The 16863-nt window shown below is 69.3% G+C and carries 17 protein-coding genes; 10 read left to right on the plus strand and 7 right to left on the minus strand.

The window, feature by feature from the left end:
* The first annotated feature begins 54 nt into the window (after nucleotides 1-54).
* Together IPG05_12365 and IPG05_12370 are read left to right on the plus strand one after the other, a co-directional pair.
* Nucleotides 55-1428: an alpha-L-fucosidase gene (locus IPG05_12365; protein MBK6495870.1), complete on the plus strand. Its 1374-nt coding sequence runs from the start codon at nucleotides 55-57 to the stop codon at nucleotides 1426-1428.
* Entirely contained in the window at nucleotides 1415-2302 is an 888-nt protein-coding gene (locus tag IPG05_12370) for a polyphosphate kinase 2 family protein (GenBank protein ID MBK6495871.1), read from the plus strand. The genes IPG05_12365 and IPG05_12370 overlap by 14 nt, the downstream gene beginning before the upstream one ends.
* Nucleotides 2303-2306: 4 nt before the next feature.
* Here IPG05_12370 and IPG05_12375 read toward each other — a convergent pair whose 3' ends face one another.
* The 5 genes from IPG05_12375 to IPG05_12395 are packed head-to-tail and all read right to left on the minus strand — an operon-like array spanning nucleotide 2307 to nucleotide 5713.
* A complete protein-coding gene (locus IPG05_12375; protein MBK6495872.1) occupies nucleotides 2307-3128 on the minus strand; it encodes an MBL fold metallo-hydrolase in 822 nt (273 codons plus the stop codon).
* 21 nt (nucleotides 3129-3149) lie between these two features.
* Nucleotides 3150-3374: a hypothetical protein gene (locus IPG05_12380; GenBank protein MBK6495873.1), complete on the minus strand. Its 225-nt coding sequence runs from the start codon at nucleotides 3372-3374 to the stop codon at nucleotides 3150-3152.
* Nucleotides 3374-4315: a hypothetical protein gene (locus tag IPG05_12385; GenBank protein ID MBK6495874.1), complete on the minus strand. Its 942-nt coding sequence runs from the start codon at nucleotides 4313-4315 to the stop codon at nucleotides 3374-3376. Before IPG05_12385 ends, IPG05_12380 begins: the two co-directional genes overlap by 1 nt.
* Nucleotide 4316: 1 nt before the next feature.
* Nucleotides 4317-5345 (minus strand): mannose-1-phosphate guanylyltransferase, encoded by a 1029-nt coding sequence (locus tag IPG05_12390; protein MBK6495875.1) that lies wholly within the window; start codon nucleotides 5343-5345, stop codon nucleotides 4317-4319.
* An 8-nt stretch (nucleotides 5346-5353) separates the two neighbouring features.
* Nucleotides 5354-5713, minus strand: a complete 360-nt coding sequence (locus IPG05_12395) for a roadblock/LC7 domain-containing protein (GenBank protein MBK6495876.1) — start codon at nucleotides 5711-5713, stop codon at nucleotides 5354-5356.
* Nucleotides 5714-5824: 111 nt separating this feature from the next.
* On the opposite strand from IPG05_12395, the gene IPG05_12400 reads away from it, so the two are divergent.
* From IPG05_12400 to IPG05_12435, 8 genes are read left to right on the plus strand one after another with little or no spacing between them, the layout of a single operon-like run.
* Nucleotides 5825-6373 carry a hypothetical protein gene (locus IPG05_12400; GenBank protein MBK6495877.1) on the plus strand — a complete coding sequence of 183 codons (549 nt, stop codon included), beginning with the start codon at nucleotides 5825-5827 and terminating at the stop codon, nucleotides 6371-6373.
* Nucleotides 6374-6377: 4 nt separating this feature from the next.
* On the plus strand, nucleotides 6378-7661 hold the full coding sequence (gene serS / locus IPG05_12405) for a serine--tRNA ligase (GenBank protein MBK6495878.1): 1284 nt from the start codon (nucleotides 6378-6380) through the stop codon (nucleotides 7659-7661).
* Between the two features lie 28 nt (nucleotides 7662-7689).
* On the plus strand, nucleotides 7690-8817 hold the full coding sequence (locus IPG05_12410; protein MBK6495879.1) for a HAMP domain-containing histidine kinase: 1128 nt from the start codon (nucleotides 7690-7692) through the stop codon (nucleotides 8815-8817).
* Nucleotides 8814-11147: a UvrD-helicase domain-containing protein gene (locus IPG05_12415; protein ID MBK6495880.1), complete on the plus strand. Its 2334-nt coding sequence runs from the start codon at nucleotides 8814-8816 to the stop codon at nucleotides 11145-11147. The genes IPG05_12410 and IPG05_12415 overlap by 4 nt, the downstream gene beginning before the upstream one ends.
* A complete protein-coding gene (locus IPG05_12420) occupies nucleotides 11144-11443 on the plus strand; it encodes an aspartyl/glutamyl-tRNA amidotransferase subunit C (GenBank protein ID MBK6495881.1) in 300 nt (99 codons plus the stop codon). The genes IPG05_12415 and IPG05_12420 overlap by 4 nt, the downstream gene beginning before the upstream one ends.
* Nucleotides 11440-12819 (plus strand): Asp-tRNA(Asn)/Glu-tRNA(Gln) amidotransferase subunit GatA, encoded by a 1380-nt coding sequence (gatA, locus tag IPG05_12425; GenBank protein ID MBK6495882.1) that lies wholly within the window; start codon nucleotides 11440-11442, stop codon nucleotides 12817-12819. The genes IPG05_12420 and gatA overlap by 4 nt, the downstream gene beginning before the upstream one ends.
* A complete protein-coding gene (gene gatB / locus IPG05_12430) occupies nucleotides 12819-14237 on the plus strand; it encodes an Asp-tRNA(Asn)/Glu-tRNA(Gln) amidotransferase subunit GatB (protein MBK6495883.1) in 1419 nt (472 codons plus the stop codon). Before gatA ends, gatB begins: the two co-directional genes overlap by 1 nt.
* Nucleotides 14234-15466, plus strand: coding sequence for a cysteine desulfurase-like protein (locus tag IPG05_12435; GenBank protein ID MBK6495884.1), 1233 nt, complete (start codon nucleotides 14234-14236; stop codon nucleotides 15464-15466). Before gatB ends, IPG05_12435 begins: the two co-directional genes overlap by 4 nt.
* On the opposite strand, the gene IPG05_12440 is transcribed toward IPG05_12435, so the two are convergent.
* On the minus strand, nucleotides 15463-16368 hold the full coding sequence (locus IPG05_12440) for a zinc dependent phospholipase C family protein (protein MBK6495885.1): 906 nt from the start codon (nucleotides 16366-16368) through the stop codon (nucleotides 15463-15465). The genes IPG05_12435 and IPG05_12440 overlap by 4 nt on opposite strands.
* The gene (locus tag IPG05_12445) at nucleotides 16365-16823 is read right to left on the minus strand and encodes a hypothetical protein (protein MBK6495886.1); all 459 of its coding nucleotides are present in this window, start codon (nucleotides 16821-16823) and stop codon (nucleotides 16365-16367) included. Before IPG05_12445 ends, IPG05_12440 begins: the two co-directional genes overlap by 4 nt.
* Nucleotides 16824-16863: the final 40 nt, after the last annotated feature.

A 16863-nucleotide genomic window follows, 5' to 3' on the forward strand; every position in this document is an offset into this window, starting at 1 on the left:
GCCACCTCGCGGCTGGCGCTACCTTCAACGATCTCCTTCTCCTGCGGATCGCCGATGTCCTCTTCGTTCCTCCTCCCTCGTCGCGACTTCCTTGCCGTGGGCGCCTCCGCGCTGGTGGCGCGCCACCTCCGCTGGCCGGCTGGCGCCGTCCGTCCGGTGCCGAGCGTCGATCAGTTGCAGTGGCATCGAGACGAGCTCGCGCTCTTTGCGCACTTCGGCGTGAACACCTTCACCGATCGCGAGTGGGGCGATGGCAAGGAATCGCCATCGATCTTCAACCCCACCGCGTTCGACGCCCGGCAGTGGACGCGGACCGCGAAGGCGGCCGGCTTCAAGATGGTGATCCTCACCGCCAAGCATCACGACGGCTTCTGCCTCTGGCCGACAGCCACCACCGCGCACTCCGTGAAGTCGTCGCCGTTTCGGGGCGGCTCGGGCGATGTCGTGCGCGAAGTGGCCGACGCCTGCCGCGCCGACGGACTGCGCCTGGGTCTCTACCTCTCCCCGTGGGACCGCAATGCCGCCGTGTACGGCTCCGACGGCTATCACGACTTCTACCTCACCCAGCTGCGCGAACTGCTGACGCGCTACGGTCGGGTCGATGAAGTCTGGTTCGACGGCGCCAATGGCGAGGGACCGAACGGCAAGAAGCAGATCTATGACTGGCCGCGCTATTGGGGCGAGGTGAAGCGCCTCCAGCCGCAGGCGGTGATCTTCTCCGACGCCGGCCCCGACATCCGCTGGATCGGCAACGAAGCGGGCACTGCGGGGGAGACCAACTGGTCGATGGTGGACCCGCGTGTCGTCTCCGCGCCTGGTGTCAGTGGTGAGGGCGTGACCCGCATGCTCCAGCAGGGCGACCCGAACGGCAGCGTCTGGCGTCCGGGCGAGACCGACACCTCGATCCGCCCGGGATGGTTCTATCACGCCGCCGACGACGCCAAGGTGCGCAGCGTCGACAACCTCGTCGACATCTACGTCACGTCGGTCGGTCGCAACTCGAAGCTGCTGCTCAACGTCCCGCCGACTCGCGACGGGCTGTTGCACGACGTCGACGTGGCGCGCCTCGCAGGAATGCGTCGCGCACTCGACTCGCGATTCGGCGCGCCGATCGCCACCAGTCGCCGCACGCGGCTCAGCGCGATGAGCGGCGCCACCGGCGAGCTTCGGGTCGAACTCGCGTCGCCGCGGCGGGTCGCCTTCGTGACGCTGCAGGAACAGATCGCCGCGGGGCAGCATGTCGCCGCCTGGCGGATTGAAGGGCAGGCAGCCAACGGGGCGTGGACCGCGCTCGCCCGCGGAACGACGATCGGCCACAAGCGGATCGTCGCGGTCCCGGCTGCGGAGCAGGCGGCCGTGCGCGTCGTGATCGAACAGGCCCTCGCGCCCGTCGACGGGTTGAGCATGGTGCTGCATGCCGAAGCGTGAGTCCACCTTCGACGTCGACGCCTTCCGCGTCCGTCCCGACCAGCCGCTGGACCTCGCCGCGCTGCCCACGAAGGTGGCCGACCTCTATGCGGACAAGGACGAGTACGAGGAGCTCCTGGAGGCGCGCACCAAGCGACTGCGCCACCTGCAGAATCTCCTCTACGCCGATGATCGCCATGCCCTGTTGGTCATCTTCCAGGCGATGGACGCCGCCGGGAAGGATGGTGCCATCAAGCACGTGATGAGCGGCGTGAACCCGCAGGGTTGTCAGGTCTTTTCGTTCAAGGCGCCATCAGTCGAGGAGCTCGATCACGATTTTCTCTGGCGTGCCGCGCGCCGCCTCCCGGAGCGCGGTCGGATCGGCCTCTTCAATCGCTCGTACTACGAGGAGACCCTCGTGGTCCGCGTGCACAGCGACATCCTGGCCCGCCAACCGCTCCCGGAGACGATCCGCTCCGCCGACGACATCTGGACGCAGCGCTACCGCTCGATCCGCCACTTCGAACAGCACCTGGTCCGCAACGGCACGCGGATCGTGAAGTTCTTCCTGCACCTCTCGAAAGAGGAGCAGCGCACGCGCTTCCTCGAGCGCATCGACGACCCCGAGAAGCAGTGGAAGTTCTCCGCGGGCGACGTGCGCGAGCGCGGACACTGGGACGAGTATCAGCACGCCTACGCCGAAACGATCGCCGAGACGACGACCGACGAGGCACCGTGGTATGCGATCCCGGCCGACGGGAAGAAGAATGCGCGCCTGCTGATCTCCGAGGTGCTGATTCGCACCCTCGAAGCCTTGCCCCTGAAGTTCCCGGCGGCGACGGAGTCACCCGAGGCGCTGGCCGCACTGCGCGCCCAGCTGCTGGCCGAAGGGTGAGGCGCTAGCGGAAGAGGGTGCGCTGCACCGGGCCGTGCACGCCGACCGGCGCCATCGGGCCCTCCTGCTCGGCCAGCCACAACTCCCCGACGAACCCCGCCTCTCGCAGGCGGGGTTCGACGCTTCCGCGCGCCGTCTCGGGATTGTTGCAGCGCTGGCTCAGGTGCGCGAGCACCACGGTGTGGAGTTCGTCGTGGTGCAGTTCGATCAGCAGCTGCGCCGCGTCGTGGTTGCCGAGGTGCCCACTGGGCCCCGCGATCCGGTCCTGCACCACGGCCGGGTAGCCGCTGGCGCGCAGCAGCGCTTCGTCGTGATTCGACTCCAGCACCAGGCAGTGCCGCTCACGAAGGAAAAGCCGCACCGCCTGCGTCGGCCGTCCGAGGTCGGTGGCCATGCCAAGCGAGGTGCCGTCCGGCAGCGTGACCGCCAGCGCGACCGGTTCCGCGGCATCGTGCGAGGTGGGACACGCCGCCACCGTGAACGGCCCGACCGTCGCGACGCCGCGCGAACCGATCGGGAGGTAGTGGCACGGGTCACCGCCCCGCGCGAGCGCGTGGAAGGTGCCGAAGGAGGCGAGCAACGGGATGTCGTGGCGACGCGCCAGCTTGGTGGCACTGGCGGCGTGGTCGCCATGCTCGTGCGTGATCGCCACGCCGACGAGCGCCGACGCATCCAGGCCAGCGTCGGCGAGTCGCCGGTCCAGCTCCCGCAGCGAGTAGCCCGCCTCGAGCAGGAGGATGGCGCCGTCGTGCACGAGGGCGAAGGCGTTGCCCTTGGAGCCCGAGCCAAGGACCACCAGCTCGGCGACCGGCGGCCGGTCGGTCACGATCCGGACGGCGCCGACCGATCAGTCGCGGGCGAGACGCGCATGCAGCCCACGGAGTGACGCCTCCATCGCGGCATCGACGGCGACCTGGCGGCGGGGCAGGATCCGCCCCGCCGTCGCGATGAACGCGTCCAGCGCGAGCTTCTCGGCGCTGTCGCCGCCCCACGCAAAGGGCGGCACCCACTTCGGCGCCCGCGGCGGTCCGAAGAGGTTGGCACCGGTGCCCACCACCGCCCCCGTCGGCATCAACGTCCCGATCGCCGTCTTGGCATGGTCCCAAACAGCGTACCGAGATTCGTGCGCCCGGTTTCGACCCGCTCCGCGCCGATGTCGAGCCGAATCGGTCCGTAGGTGTTCTTCAGGTTCGACGTGATCGTGCCGGCACCGAGGTTGACCCATTCGCCGACCACGCTGTGGCCCAGGAAGCCGTCGTGGCTCTTGTTCGCGTAGCCCTGGAAGACGGTGGCGCTGATCTCGCCATGGATGCGGCAATGGGGGCCGACGCTGACCTGCCGCAGCTGACCGCCGAGCAGGAAGGTGTCGTGGTCGACCAGCGCGGGACCCTCGATGCGGGTCCCGGCGCGGACTTCGACGCCACGCTCAAGGATGATCGCTCCCTTGCGCGCGTCGAGGATCACGCCGGGTTCGAGCACGGCACCACGCAGCGCGATGGCGCCCGGATTCCCGAAGACGATCACGCCGTCGGGGATCGGATCGCTCTTCCCGTCGAGGCTGCCGAGGAGATCGTTGAAGAGCTGCTGCTCGAGCGCGGTGATGAGATCGAAGGCGCCACGCAGCACCAGGCCCTCGATCACGATCCCGTCGCCGTCGTTGTGCGGTCCGCTCCACTGCTCGCCAGCGTCGAGGCGCCACGCCACGGCACGTCCGCCGCTCAGCAGACGCTTCGCCCCACCGACCGCGCGCATCGGCAGCTTCGGAGAGAAGGTGCTGTCGACGACCCACGCCGGGCCGGTCACGGCGGTCGCGGCCACGATCGGAATGGCCCCGGTCGGGCGGGGGCCGGCGGCGTGCGGCGCGATGTGGCCGGCGACCGGTCCGCCGAGGGCGCGACGCCACCGTTCGTGCAGTCGCCAGGCGCCCGCACGGAGTTCACCAAGAGGAAGTGCACCGGCATACGGCGCCCACGCGGCGCCAGGTTGGATCGGATCGAGCAGATACAGCGTCATGTCACTCCAGATCACGCACCTCGGCAGGGAGGGCGTCGAGGGTTTGCTTGAGTTGCGGCGCGCGGGCGCGGTCGAGTACCAGCGTCCGCTGATTGGCGTGCACGACCACCAGCTCGCGCACGCCCGAAAGGACCATCGGCGGCCCATCATTCCAGACGATGCAATCACTGCAGTCGACGAGCGTCACGGGGCCATGCACGACGTTCCCCTGGCGATCGCGCGGGCGGACCCGGGCCATCGCCTCCCAGGTGCCGATGTCGTCCCACGCGAAGTCGCCCGACACGACCGCGACCGCCGCGGAGCGCTCGAAGACGCCGACGTCGATCGAGACATCGCGCACGCCGGCAAAGAAGCCGGCGACATCGCCGGCGTCGAGGGCGGGCAGCCACGGGGCGATCTCGTTGGTGTGCAGCATCACCTCGCGGCGCAGGTCGGCGGCACGCCAGGCGAAGAGCCCACTGTTCCAGAGGGCGCCATTGGCCATCAGATCGAGGGCGGTGGCGGCATCGGGCTTCTCCTGGAAGCGGTCGACTGCGCGCGCCGCACTGTCGAGCCGGGCCCCCGGCACGATGTAGCCGAAGCCGGTCTCGGGCCGGGAGGGGACCACGCCGACCGTCACCAGGCGGGCGTGCCGCGTCGCCGTCTCGAGCGCCGTGGCGGCACTGGCCACAAAGGCGGCGGGGTCGCGGATGGTCCAGTCGGCGTGCATCGAGATGACTTCGGCGTCGGGGTCGCGCCGCGCGGCTTCGATCGTCGCCCAGACCAGCGCCGGGGCCGTGGACGCCGCCCGCGGCTCGATCAGGTAGTTCTCAACCGGGACCGGGAGCTTGGCCTGGAGCGCCGCCGCCAGCGACCGACCGGTGACCACCAGGATCCGTTCGGGCGGGATGAACCCGGTCAGCCGGTCAATCGCTTCCTCGGCCGTTGAGCGCACGCCAGCCAGCGGCAGCAACTGCTTCGGGCGGGCCGGGGAGGAGAGCGGCCAGAACCGGGTCCCGGACCCGCCGGCGAGGAGGACGGCCCATTGCATAGTCGACCTCAGGCCAGGGAAGCGAGCGCGGGGCCGTGGCGCCGCAGTTCGTACAACAGGGTCCCGAGGTCTCCCTGGTCGGCCGCGAGGACCACCAGCGAGGCGGTGCTTCCCGAGAGCCGCAGCAGGACCAGCGCCCCGCCTGCGGCATCCACCACGACTTCCGTGGGCATCCCGACGCCGGCCGCGTGCCCCAGGCCGACCAACGACCGGAGCGCCGTGGCACCGAGCGCCGCAATGGCCTCCCGGTCCACCCCATCGGGAAGGACCGAATCGACCACCAGGCCCTCGTCGCTGACCACCACCACGCCGGCCACTTCGGGACGCTCGGCGAGGGCCTGCAGGACCGATCGAAGGGGCGACGTCACGGGTGCGCTCCGGCAAGGGAAGGGACGGCGCGAAGCTAGGGCCGCCGAGGCGCGGAAGTCAAGCAATGATCGCGGGTTGCCGCGCTCCCGCGAGCGGTCTAACCTTCTGCCATGAGTCCTCGTCCCTTGCTCCTTCTGGCGCTCGTCGCCGCAGCCGCCTGCAGTGAAACAGAGCTCGGCGATGCGGCCACCGCGAACATCGTCGACACCGTCTCGCTCGGGGCCATCAACGGCGCCGCGCTGACCACCCCGGCGGCCTACTCGATCACCGTGGGCAGTCCGATCCGGACCGACCAATCGTCGGCCTTCGATTTTGCCTACGACATCATCCCCGGAAAGGGCAATGTCCTGCTGCCGCTCGCGGCGCTCGGACTCGGCACCGGAGGGGGCAGCAACCCAGGGCTGCAGAAGGTCACCACCGCGTTCGATGACCTCAAGGCCGGGCCGACGAGTGGCTGGCTCTCGACGGACACCATTCCGATCGCGGTCGGCGACGTCATCGCCGGGCGCTCCCGCGTCACCTGCTACCTCGGCGTCCCCCAATACGCCAAGTTGCAGGTCCTCGCGTTCAACGACGTGCTCAAGACGGTCGATCTCAAGGTGCTGGCCAATGTGAATTGTGGCTACCGCAACCTCGAGCCCGGCTACTCGCGGAATTGATCTGATGCTCGATCTTCGCCGCCTCCGACACGACCCCGACGGCGTGCGGGCGTCTCTCGCCCGTCGCCTCGACGAAGACGCCCTGGTGCAGCTGGATCGCGTCATTGCCCTCGACGCGAAGCGCCGCGAAGTGGTGACGCGCGTCGAGCGGCTCCAGGCCGAGCGCAACAGCCAGACCGAAGAGGTTGCGCGCCGCAAGCGTGCCAAGGAGCCGGCCGACGAGTTGCTCGCGACGCTCAAGGCCTCCGGCGACGCGGTGCGCGTCCTCGAGACGGATCTGCGCGACGTCGAGGCACTCCTCGAAGGCCACCTGCTCAACATCCCGAATACCGTGCTGGCGGAAGTGCCGAGCGGCGGTGCAGAAGCCAATCAGGTGGTGCGCCACTGGGGCACGCCGCGGACCTTCGACTTCGCCCCGAAGCCCCACTGGGACCTCGGCGTTGCGCTCGGGCTGTTCGACCTGCCGCGCGGTACCAAGCTCACTGGCTCGGGCTTCCCGCTCTTCACCGGGATGGGCGCTCGCCTGGTGCGCGGCCTCGCCTCGTTCATGCTCGACCTGCACACGCGCGAGCACGGCTATCTGGAAGTGCAGCCGCCGTACCTCGTGAATCGGGCGTCGCTGACCGGCACCGCGCAGTTGCCGAAGTTCGAGGAAGATCTCTATCACGCCTCGGCCGATGATCTCTTCCTGATTCCGACCGCCGAAGTGCCGGTGACGAACATCTACCGCGACGAGATCCTCGACGCCGCCGACCTGCCGATCGCGATGACCGCCTACACGCCCTGCTTCCGGCGTGAGGCCGGCGCGCACGGCAAGGACACGCGCGGCCTGATCCGCGTGCACCAGTTCGACAAGGTCGAGTTGGTCCGGTTGGTGAAGCCCGAGGAGAGCGCGCGCGAGCATGCGCTGCTGACCACGCACGCCGAGGCGGTGCTGCAGCGGCTCGAGATTCCGTACCGCGTCCTCGCCCTCGCCGCAGGCGACACCGGCTTCGGCTCGGCGTGCACCTTCGACCTCGAAGTCTGGGCGCCCGGCGTCGACAATTGGCTGGAAGCGTCCAGTGCGTCGACGTTCGAGGACTTCCAGGCCCGTCGCGCGAACATTCGCTACCGCCCCGCACCGGGCGCGAAGCCCGAGTTCGTGCATACGCTGAACGCCTCGGGCGTCGCGTTCCCGCGCACGATCATCGCGCTCCTCGAAAACGGCCAGCAGGCCGATGGCTCGGTGGTGCTCCCGGCCGCGCTGGTCCCCTATGTCGGGACCGACCGTCTCGTCCCGCGCGCGTAAGGGGCGACTCAGTCGGCTCGCCCCGGGCGTGGCCGTGCTGCTCGTCGCCGTGCTCGCCGGCCTCTCGCTCGGCGTCTCGTTCCTCGTGGCGCGACACTTCCGTGGCGAAGCTCAATCCACCTCACAGCTCTACTCGGTGGTCTTCCGCGGGCTGAACGACCCGGACCCGAATGGCGGGACCGCCGCGCTGCTCGATCTCGGCGGCCGGGTCCGCGATCTCGGCTTGCCACTGATCCAGACCGACAGCAGCGGTCGCGTGCTCTTCGCCGCGAACCTCCCCTTCGAGGCGCCGCTCGACGACCCGCGCGTGCGCAGCTACGCCGCCGAGCTCGATGCGCTCAATCCGCCGATCATCTCGCCCGGCTTCGGAGCGCTGCATTTCGGCCCGATGCCCGCGACGCGGATGCTGTTCACGCTTGGACTGCTGCAGGCGCTGACGCTGGTCGTGATGGTCAGCGTGGCGGTCGTGGCCTACCGCAACGCGACCACGGCGCAACGCGACCGCCTCTGGGTCGCGATGGCGCGCGAGGCGGCCCACCAAATGGGCACGCCGCTGACGTCACTGCAGGGATGGATCGAACAGTTGCGCGGAGCCGGCCTCCCGCCGGCGAAGATCGCCGAGTTTCTCGACGCCGACGCGGAGCGGTTGCAACGGGTGGCCCAACGCTTCGAGCGCATCGGCAATCCGGCGCGGCGCGATCCGGTCGGACTCGGCGCACTCTCGGAGCGGGTGGCCGGCTATTTTCAACCGCGTCTGCCGAAGCACAGCAATGCGATCACGCTGTCGGTGCGGGCACCGAGCGCGGGGCCGGTCGTCGCCGGTGACGCGGTCCTGTTGGAGTGGGCGCTCGAGGCGATGGTCAAGAATGCCATCGACGCCCTGCAGGGCCGCGGTGGTTCGATCACCCTCGCCGCCGAAGTGGATGGCGCCGACGCCATCCTGCGCGTGATTGACGACGGCCCGGGCGTCCCGCGCGAACTGCGTCGGACGATTTTCGAGCCCGGCATCACCACCAAGCGGGGCGGCTGGGGCATTGGACTGGCCCTGGCGCGCCGCGTCATCGAGGATGCGCACGCTGGCGTCCTCGCCCTTGAACCGACTGAACACGGGACCACCTTTCTGATGCGCTTTCCGTTGGCCACCCCGATCACATGACCGACGGCAAGGATCTGCTGCGCGGGCTCAATCCGGCGCAGCGCCGTGCCGCCGAGCATGTCACCGGCCCGATTCTCGTGCTCGCAGGTGCGGGCTCGGGGAAGACGCGCGTGCTGACCGCCCGCATCGCCTCGCTGATCGAATCGCACGGCGTGCCGCCGGAGCGCATCTTCGCGGTGACCTTCACGAACAAGGCCGCCGGCGAGATGAAGCATCGCATCGGCGACCTGCTCGAGCGCGACCCCGCGGGCCTCTGGATCGGCACCTTCCACTCGCTCTCCGCCCGACTGCTCCGCCGCGAGGGTGACCGGCTCGGCTTCTCGCGCGATTTCTCGATCTACGACCAGGACGACCAGATCTCCCTGATTCGTCGGTTGATGGAAGAGCGGAACCATCCGGTGAAGCTCTACCCGCCGAAGCTGATCCAGAACATCATCTCCGGCGCCAAGAACGGCATGCAGACGGCGCAGGACCTCGAGCGCAGCGCGCCGCATGACCCCGCCGTCAAGGTCGCCGCGGATGTCTACGTGGCGTTGCAGCGGGCACTGAAGCTCGCGAATGCGATGGACTTCGACGACCTGATCCTGCACCCGCTGACTCTCTTCCGGGAGCATCCGGACGTGCTGGAGCGGTGGCGGAAGCGCTTCGACTTCCTGCTGGTCGACGAGTTCCAGGACACCAACAAGGTGCAGTACGAGCTCATCAAGCTGCTGGGCAGCGGCCATCGCAACGTCTTCGCCGTTGGCGACGACGACCAGAGCATCTACGGCTGGCGCGGTGCGGACGTGCGGAACATGCAGCTCCTCCAGACCGACTTCGGCGACGCCGTCCTGGTCAAGCTCGAGGAGAACTACCGCTCGACCAAGCCGATCCTCGACGCGGCCAATGCCGTCATCGCCCGCAACCGGAGCCGCCTCGGCAAGACGCTCCGCACCGTCCGTCCCGGCGGCGAGTCGATCGTCGTGCTGGCCGCCGCCGACGAACGCGACGAGGCGGAATGGATCGCCCGCGAGTTGAAGCAGCGCGTGCAGGACGGCGCGCTCTATGTCGAATGCGCCGTCCTGTATCGGACCAACGCCCAGTCACGGGCACTGGAAGAATCGCTCCGGCGTGCCGGCGTCCCGTACCGCATCGTCGGCTCGATCTCGTTCTACGATCGCCGCGAGGTGAAGGACCTGCTGGCGTACCTGCGCCTGATCGCGAACCCCTCCGATGACGAGGCGTTCCTGCGTGCGGTCGGCGTGCCCCGGCGCGGCATCGGCGATTCCTCGCTGGTCATGCTCGCGGAGCAGGCGCGGCAGTGGAACCTGGCGATGCTGGCCACCGCCGAGCGCGCCGAGATGATCAACGGCCTCCGCCCGAATCTGCGCCAGGCACTCACGACGTTCGCCGCGCAGGTGAATGACGTGCGCACGCGCGTCGGCGAGTCGGCCCCGGTGCTGGTGATGGAAGAGTTGATCCGCGTGCTCGACTACGAGAAGGTCCTCATGGCCGAGGGACTCGAGGGCGCCGATCGCTGGGAGAATGTCCGCGCGATGGTGGCGGGGGCGGCAGAGTGGTCCGAGGTGATCAGCGAGGACGACGAGCCCGGCACGCCGCTGCAGCGCTTCCTGACCGAGGCGGCGCTCATGTCCGCGGTGGACACCACGGCGGGCCGAGAGGACGGCGTTACCCTGATGACGCTCCACACGGCCAAGGGACTCGAATGGCCGGTGGTCGTGTTGGCGGGGATGGAGGACGGTCTCTTTCCCTCGGGCCGTGCCCTCGAGTCTCCCGATGGCCTCGACGAGGAACGGCGGCTCTGCTATGTCGGCATCACCCGCGCGCGCGATGCCCTCCTCATGACCTGGGCGCGCGCCCGTCGGCGGGGTGGGGAATTGCGGCCCGCGATGGCCTCGCGCTTCCTCAAGGAATTGCCGCCGGAGTTGGTGGAGGAGAAGAGCACCTCGTTCGCCGTCGGTGGGCGCCTCGGCCAGACCTCGTGGGGGTCAGGCGGGTGGGGTGGTGGCCGCAGCGGCAGCAGCCAGGGCGGCGGGGCCAAATGGGGCCGCAGCACCTCCACGCCGGCCAAGGTCGCCACGCCGAAGAGCGCCGTCTGGGACGAGCCGGCACCGGTCGATACGCCGCCGGCGAGCGACAACCAGGACGCGCCGCGCTACGTGAAGGGCGAACGGGTACGCCATCGCCGCTTCGGGGCAGGCGCCATCCTCGGCCTCAGCGGTGGCGGCAAGGACCTGAAGGTGTCCGTGGCCTTTGATGATCCGGAAATTGGAACCAAGCAACTGCTCGTCGCCTTTGCCGGCCTCGAGCGCGACTGGGAGAGCGCATGACAATCGGGGCGTCGGAAGTACGCCATGTGGCGCGGCTGGCCGAGCTGGCCGTGGCGGAGGAAGATCTGCCGCTGCTCGCCACGCAGCTCGAGGCGATCGTCGAGTTCGTGGCCCAGCTGGCCGATGTGCCGCTTCCTCAGGGCGTCGGAACGGTGGCGGTGGGCCCTGCCCAATTGACGCTCCGCGACGACGTCGTGGCGCCGATCCCGATGGTGCGTGGCCCGGCTGCGATGGCGCCGGCGTTCGTCGATGGCTTCTTCGTGGTGCCGAAGCTCGGCGGGATGGCCGAGGAATGAGCGCGCGCACCCTGGCCGCCGAAACCGGCCGCCGCCTCGCCGAGGCCGCACCCCTCAACGCGACGCTGCACTGGTCGCAGGACGTCCTCGATCGCGAGGCGGACCGGCTCGACGCCGCCCCTGCCGGGCCGCTGTCGGGGATGGCGATCGCGATCAAGGACAACATCGTCACGACCGAGGAGCCGACCACCTGCGCCTCGAAGATCCTCGCGGGATACACCTCGCCCTACGAGGCGACGGTGATCACGCGGCTGCGCGCGGCCGGCGCCCTGGTCGGTGCCAAGGCGAACCTTGATGAGTTCGCGATGGGATCGTCCACCGAGAATTCCGCGTATGGTCGCGTCCTTCACCCGATCGATCACGACCGCGTGCCTGGAGGCTCCAGCGGCGGCTCGGCCGTGCTGGTCGCCGCTGGCGTCGTCCCCGCCGCGCTGGGCTCGGAGACCGGTGGTTCCGTCCGTCAGCCGGCCGCCTTCTGCGGCGTCGTCGGCCTGAAGCCGAGCTATGGCCGGGTCTCACGCTTCGGCCTGGTGGCCTTCGGTTCGTCGCTCGACTGCATCTCCGTCTTCGGCAAGACGGTGAACGACGCGGCCCGCGTCCTCTCGGCAATGTCCGGACAGGACCCGCGCGACGCCACCACGCATGCCGAGCCGCCAATGGCGCTGCCGGCCGCGCGCGCGGACCTCACCGGGGTGGTGATCGGCTTGCCGACGGAGTATTTCCCGGCCGACCTCGATGCCGGCGTCCGCGCCGCGTGTGACCGGGCCATCGCGACGCTGCGCGCCCTCGGCGCTACCGTCCGCGAGGTGTCGCTGCCGCACACGAAGTACGCCGTGCCGACCTACTACATCGTCAACCCGGCCGAGGCCGCGGCCAACCTCGCGCGCTTCGACGGCGTGCGCTACGGTCCGCGGCATGTCGGTGCCGGCGGCGACGTCCGCGCCCTCTATCGGGCCACGCGCGGCGAGGGCTTCGGACCCGAGGTGCGGCGCCGCATCCTCGTCGGCACCTTCGTCCTCTCGGCCGGATACGCCGATCAGTACTACGTGCGCGCGCAGGCGGTGCGGAAACTGATCGCCGACGATTTCGCCAACGTCTTCGCCGATGGCGTCGACCTGCTCTTCACGCCGACCACGCCGACACCGGCGTTCAAGGCGGGCGAGAAGACCGCCGATCCGGTGCAGATGTATCTGGCCGACGTCTTCGTGGCGCCGGCCTCGCTCGCCGGGGTCCCGGCGATGTCGGTGCCGATCGGCCGCGATCAGGGGCTCCCCATCGGCGGCCAGCTGATCGCCCGGGATTTTGACGAGGCCACGATGCTCGCCGTCGCGGAGGTCCTGGAACGGGCCACCGACGCGGTGGCGGAGGTACGGTGATGACCTGGGAAACCGTGATCGGGCTCGAAATCCACGTGCAGCCCTCCACTCGCTCGAAGATGTTCTGCGGCTGCCCGACGAGTTACGGCGATGCGCCGAACACCAACGTCTGCCCGGTGTGCCTCGGCCTCCCGGGCGCGCTGCCGGTGCCGAACGCCGAGGCGGTGCGCCTCGGCACCGTCGGCGCGCTGGCGCTGGGCTGCGCCATTCGTGAGCGCAGCATTTTCGCGCGCAAGAACTACTTCTATCCCGACCTGCCGAAGGGCTATCAGATCTCGCAGTTCGACAAGCCGCTGGCCGAGCACGGCTCGGTCATGATCGAGTCGCCCGAACGCGGTTCGATCGCCATCTCGATCACGCGCCTCCACCTAGAGGAGGACGCGGGGAAGTCGCTGCACGACCGCATCCCCGGGCAGACCGCCGTCGACCTCAACCGCGCGGGGACGCCGCTCGCCGAGATCGTGAGCGGGCCCGACATGCGCTCGCCGGGCGAGGCGCGCGCGTATCTGACCACGGTGCGCCAGCTGCTCATCTATGCCGGCGTCTCCGAATGCTCGATGGAGAAGGGCTCGCTCCGCGTCGACGCGAACCTCTCGGTGCGTCGCCCCGGCGATCCGCTCGGCACCAAGACCGAAGTGAAGAACATGAATTCCTTCGCCAACGTCGAGCGCGCGCTCGAGGCGGAGCGCATTCGCCAGATCGCGATGCTGGAGCGGGGCGAGGCGGTCACGCAGGTGACGCTGACCTTCAACGCCGCCACCGGCGAGGTGAAGCCGCTTCGTTCCAAGGAAGACAGTCACGACTATCGCTACTTCCCCGATCCCGACCTGCCGCCGCTGGTGCTCACGCCGGCGTGGATCGAGGCGCAACGGGTGGCCCTTCCGGAGCTTCCGGCGGCGCGCAAGGCGCGCTACCAGGAGGTGCTGGGGCTGTCGGAGTATGACGCGCGCACGCTGATCCAGGAGCCCCAAGTATCAGCGTACTTTGAGGGGACGGTCGCTGCGGGGGTCGACCCCAAGACCGCCTCCAACTGGGTCCTCGGCGAGGCGATGTCGGGGTGGAACGAACAGGGTCACTTCGCCATCGCTCCGGATCGGCTTGCCTCGCTGGTGCTGCTGGTCGCCGACGGGACGGTGTCGTTGCAGGCGGCGAAGCGGATCTTCGCGGAACTGGTCGGCAACGACGACGCACCGCGCGCCGTCGCCGACCGTCTCGGGCTGGTGCAGGTTCGCGACACCGGCGCGTTGGAGGGGTGGGTCGCCGAGGTCATCGCGGCGCACCCTGGGGAAGTGGCGCGCTACAAGGGTGGTGACGCCAAGTTGATCGGCTTCTTCGTGGGGCAAGTCATGAAGCGCAGCCAGGGGAAGGCCGACCCGAAGGGGATCCAGCCGATCCTCACCGCGAAGCTCGCCGAATGAGCGCCGCGCTGACGGTCGAGCAGATTCGCGCGCAGTTCCCGGCGCTGGAGCGCCAGCACGCTGGCCATCCGGTGGCCTACTTCGACGGTCCTGGCGGCACCCAGGTGCCGCTCGCCGTGGCCGACGCGATCCGCGACTACCTGCTGCACCACAACGCCAACACCCACTGGGCGTATCCGACGTCGGTGGAGACGGACGCGTTGCTGCTGGAGGCGCGTCGTACCTACGCCGCCTTCTTCGGCGGGGCGGAGAACGAGATCGTCTTCGGCAACAACATGACGACGATCACCTTCCATGTGGCGCGTGCCCTCGCGCGCGGCTGGAACGCCGGCGACGAGATCATCGTCACCGAGCTCGACCACCACGCCAACCTCGCGCCGTGGCAGGCGGTCGCGAAGGAACGCGGCCTGGTGCTGAAGATGCTGCCGCTCGACGTCGAGACGTGGCAGCTGCGCCTCGACTTGCTGCCGGGGCTGCTCACCGAGCGCACCAAGCTGCTGGCGATCGGTGCCGCCTCGAATGCGCTCGGCACCATCTCCGACGTGGCGGCGGCGACCAAGCTGGCCAAGAACGCCGGCGCACTCGTCTACGTCGATGGCGTGCACTACTCGCCGCATCACCTTCCCGATCCGAAGTCGATTGGGGCGGACTTCTTCGCCTGCAGCTCGTACAAGTTCTACGGCCCGCATGTCGGCGTGTTGTGGGGCCGCCATCCGGTGCTGAGCACGATCGACGTGCCGAAGCTCGAGCCGGCGCCCGACACAGCCCCGGAGCGCCTCGAGACCGGCACGCAGAACCACGAAGGGATCGTCGGCGCCGCAGCCGCGGTGCAGTGGATTGCGTCGCTCGGTGGTGGCGAGGGGAACCTCCGCTCACGCCTGGTGCGCAGCTACGACCTGCTCCACCGCCGCGAGCGCGATCTCTTCCAGCAGTTGTGGGATGGGTTGGGAGACATCTCCGGCGTGAAGCGCCTCGGTCCACCGCCGGGCACGCCGCGCACCGCGACGATCGCGTTCACGGTGGCAGGGAAGTCGTCGGAGGACGTCGCGCGCGGGCTCGTCGATCACGGCTGCTTCGTGTCGAATGGCGACTTCTACGCCACCACGGTGGCGCGGCGTCTGGGGCTGGAAGTGGAGGGGATGGTTCGGATTGGTGCCGCTTGCTACACCACATCAGAGGAAGTTGCGCGCGTCGTCGCCGGGGTCGCTGCGCTCAGTCGCCGCAGCTAGTCCTTGAGCCGCGGCGGGTCGACCACGACCTTGCCCGCCGCGAGCGCGGGCAAGCCGAACTGTGCGTCGGCGAGCGCCGACAGCCACTCGCGGTCGCGACGGCCCCGCCCGACCAGCGCCTCGCGCCGCACGTCCTTGCTCCGCAGGATCGCGCCCTCGCCATTCGGGTCGAGCCGCAGCACGTCCGACGCCTCGTCACGGAGGACCGAGCGGATATTGGCTGTGGCCTGATCCAGGTTGGCGCCGATCAACTCCTCCGACAGTTCCCATCGACTCTGGTCGCTCGCCACCTGCATCCCGAACTGCCACGTCCGGGAGTTCGCGACGCGCACCATCCCGCGGAACAGCTTCCGATTGGTCGAGACCGAGAAGATCGTCGGCGAAAGAATCCGCTCGAGGTGCTGGTCGGCCGCGCCGTGGTCGAGCCGGATCAGTTCGCGCGCCGCCTTCGGCACCGCCTCGCCCAGCACCGTCTCCGCTCGACTTTCCCAGTAGGTGTGCCCCATCGATCGCGTGCTGCTGGTGACCACCAGCTGCCGCGGCACATAGTGGTTGTGCGCCACCACGTCGGCGGCGAGGTGCGACATGTAGCCGAGGCCGAAGGCGCGCAGCGCGTCGGAGTCGGCGAGGTCGCGCACCTCCATCCCGACATGCCAGGCGTGGCAGTGCCGATCGGCGGGGGCGAATTTCTTCGCCATCGTGGTATCGGCCGCGATGTTGCCATAGAGGTAGTCGTACGGGAAGGCGCGCAGCAGGTCGGCAATCGCCCTCGGCAGCAGCTCCAAGGAACCGAGGATCCGCTCACCGAGGACGATATGCGTCCCCGGGGTCCAGGCGTGCAACATCTCGGGGAAGAGCAGGGCGGCGAGCGCGACCAGCGCGAACGCCACGGCGAACTTCATCGGCGGCCCCGGCGCGAGGGCAGGACCAGCCGTCGCAACTGCCCGATCATCCCGGTGCCAGTGCGCACCGTGCGGAGCGCGGTCGTGAGATCAAGCGCCGTCTCCTCGACCTCCTCCTGCACCACTTCGACCACCGCCTCGAAGTCGGCGAGTCGGCGCTGGGTCCGCTGCATCCCCTTCTCGACATCCTTCCGGAAGCGGCGCGTCGTATAGACGATTTCCCGCACCTCTTCCTTGGCGAGGTCGAGGACGTCGGCGCCTTCCTTCCCCAGCCGGCCAAAGGCTTGAAGGAGCGGCGACAGGTCGCGGCGGAGCTCGCCCAGTTCCTTGGCGAGAGACTGCCCGCGCTCGACGCCTTCACGGAGGGCAAAGAGGGCGGCAATCGCGATCCCCAGGAAGCAGAGGGCGATCACCAGCAGGGACAGGGCGACGGTTGGTCCGACCCACGTGGGCATAAGATGGCGCTCCAGTCCGGGGAGATTCTCCCCAAAGGTA

The sequence above is a fragment of the Gemmatimonadota bacterium genome (assembly GCA_016704275.1).
GTDB lineage: Bacteria > Gemmatimonadota > Gemmatimonadetes > Gemmatimonadales > GWC2-71-9 > Palsa-1233.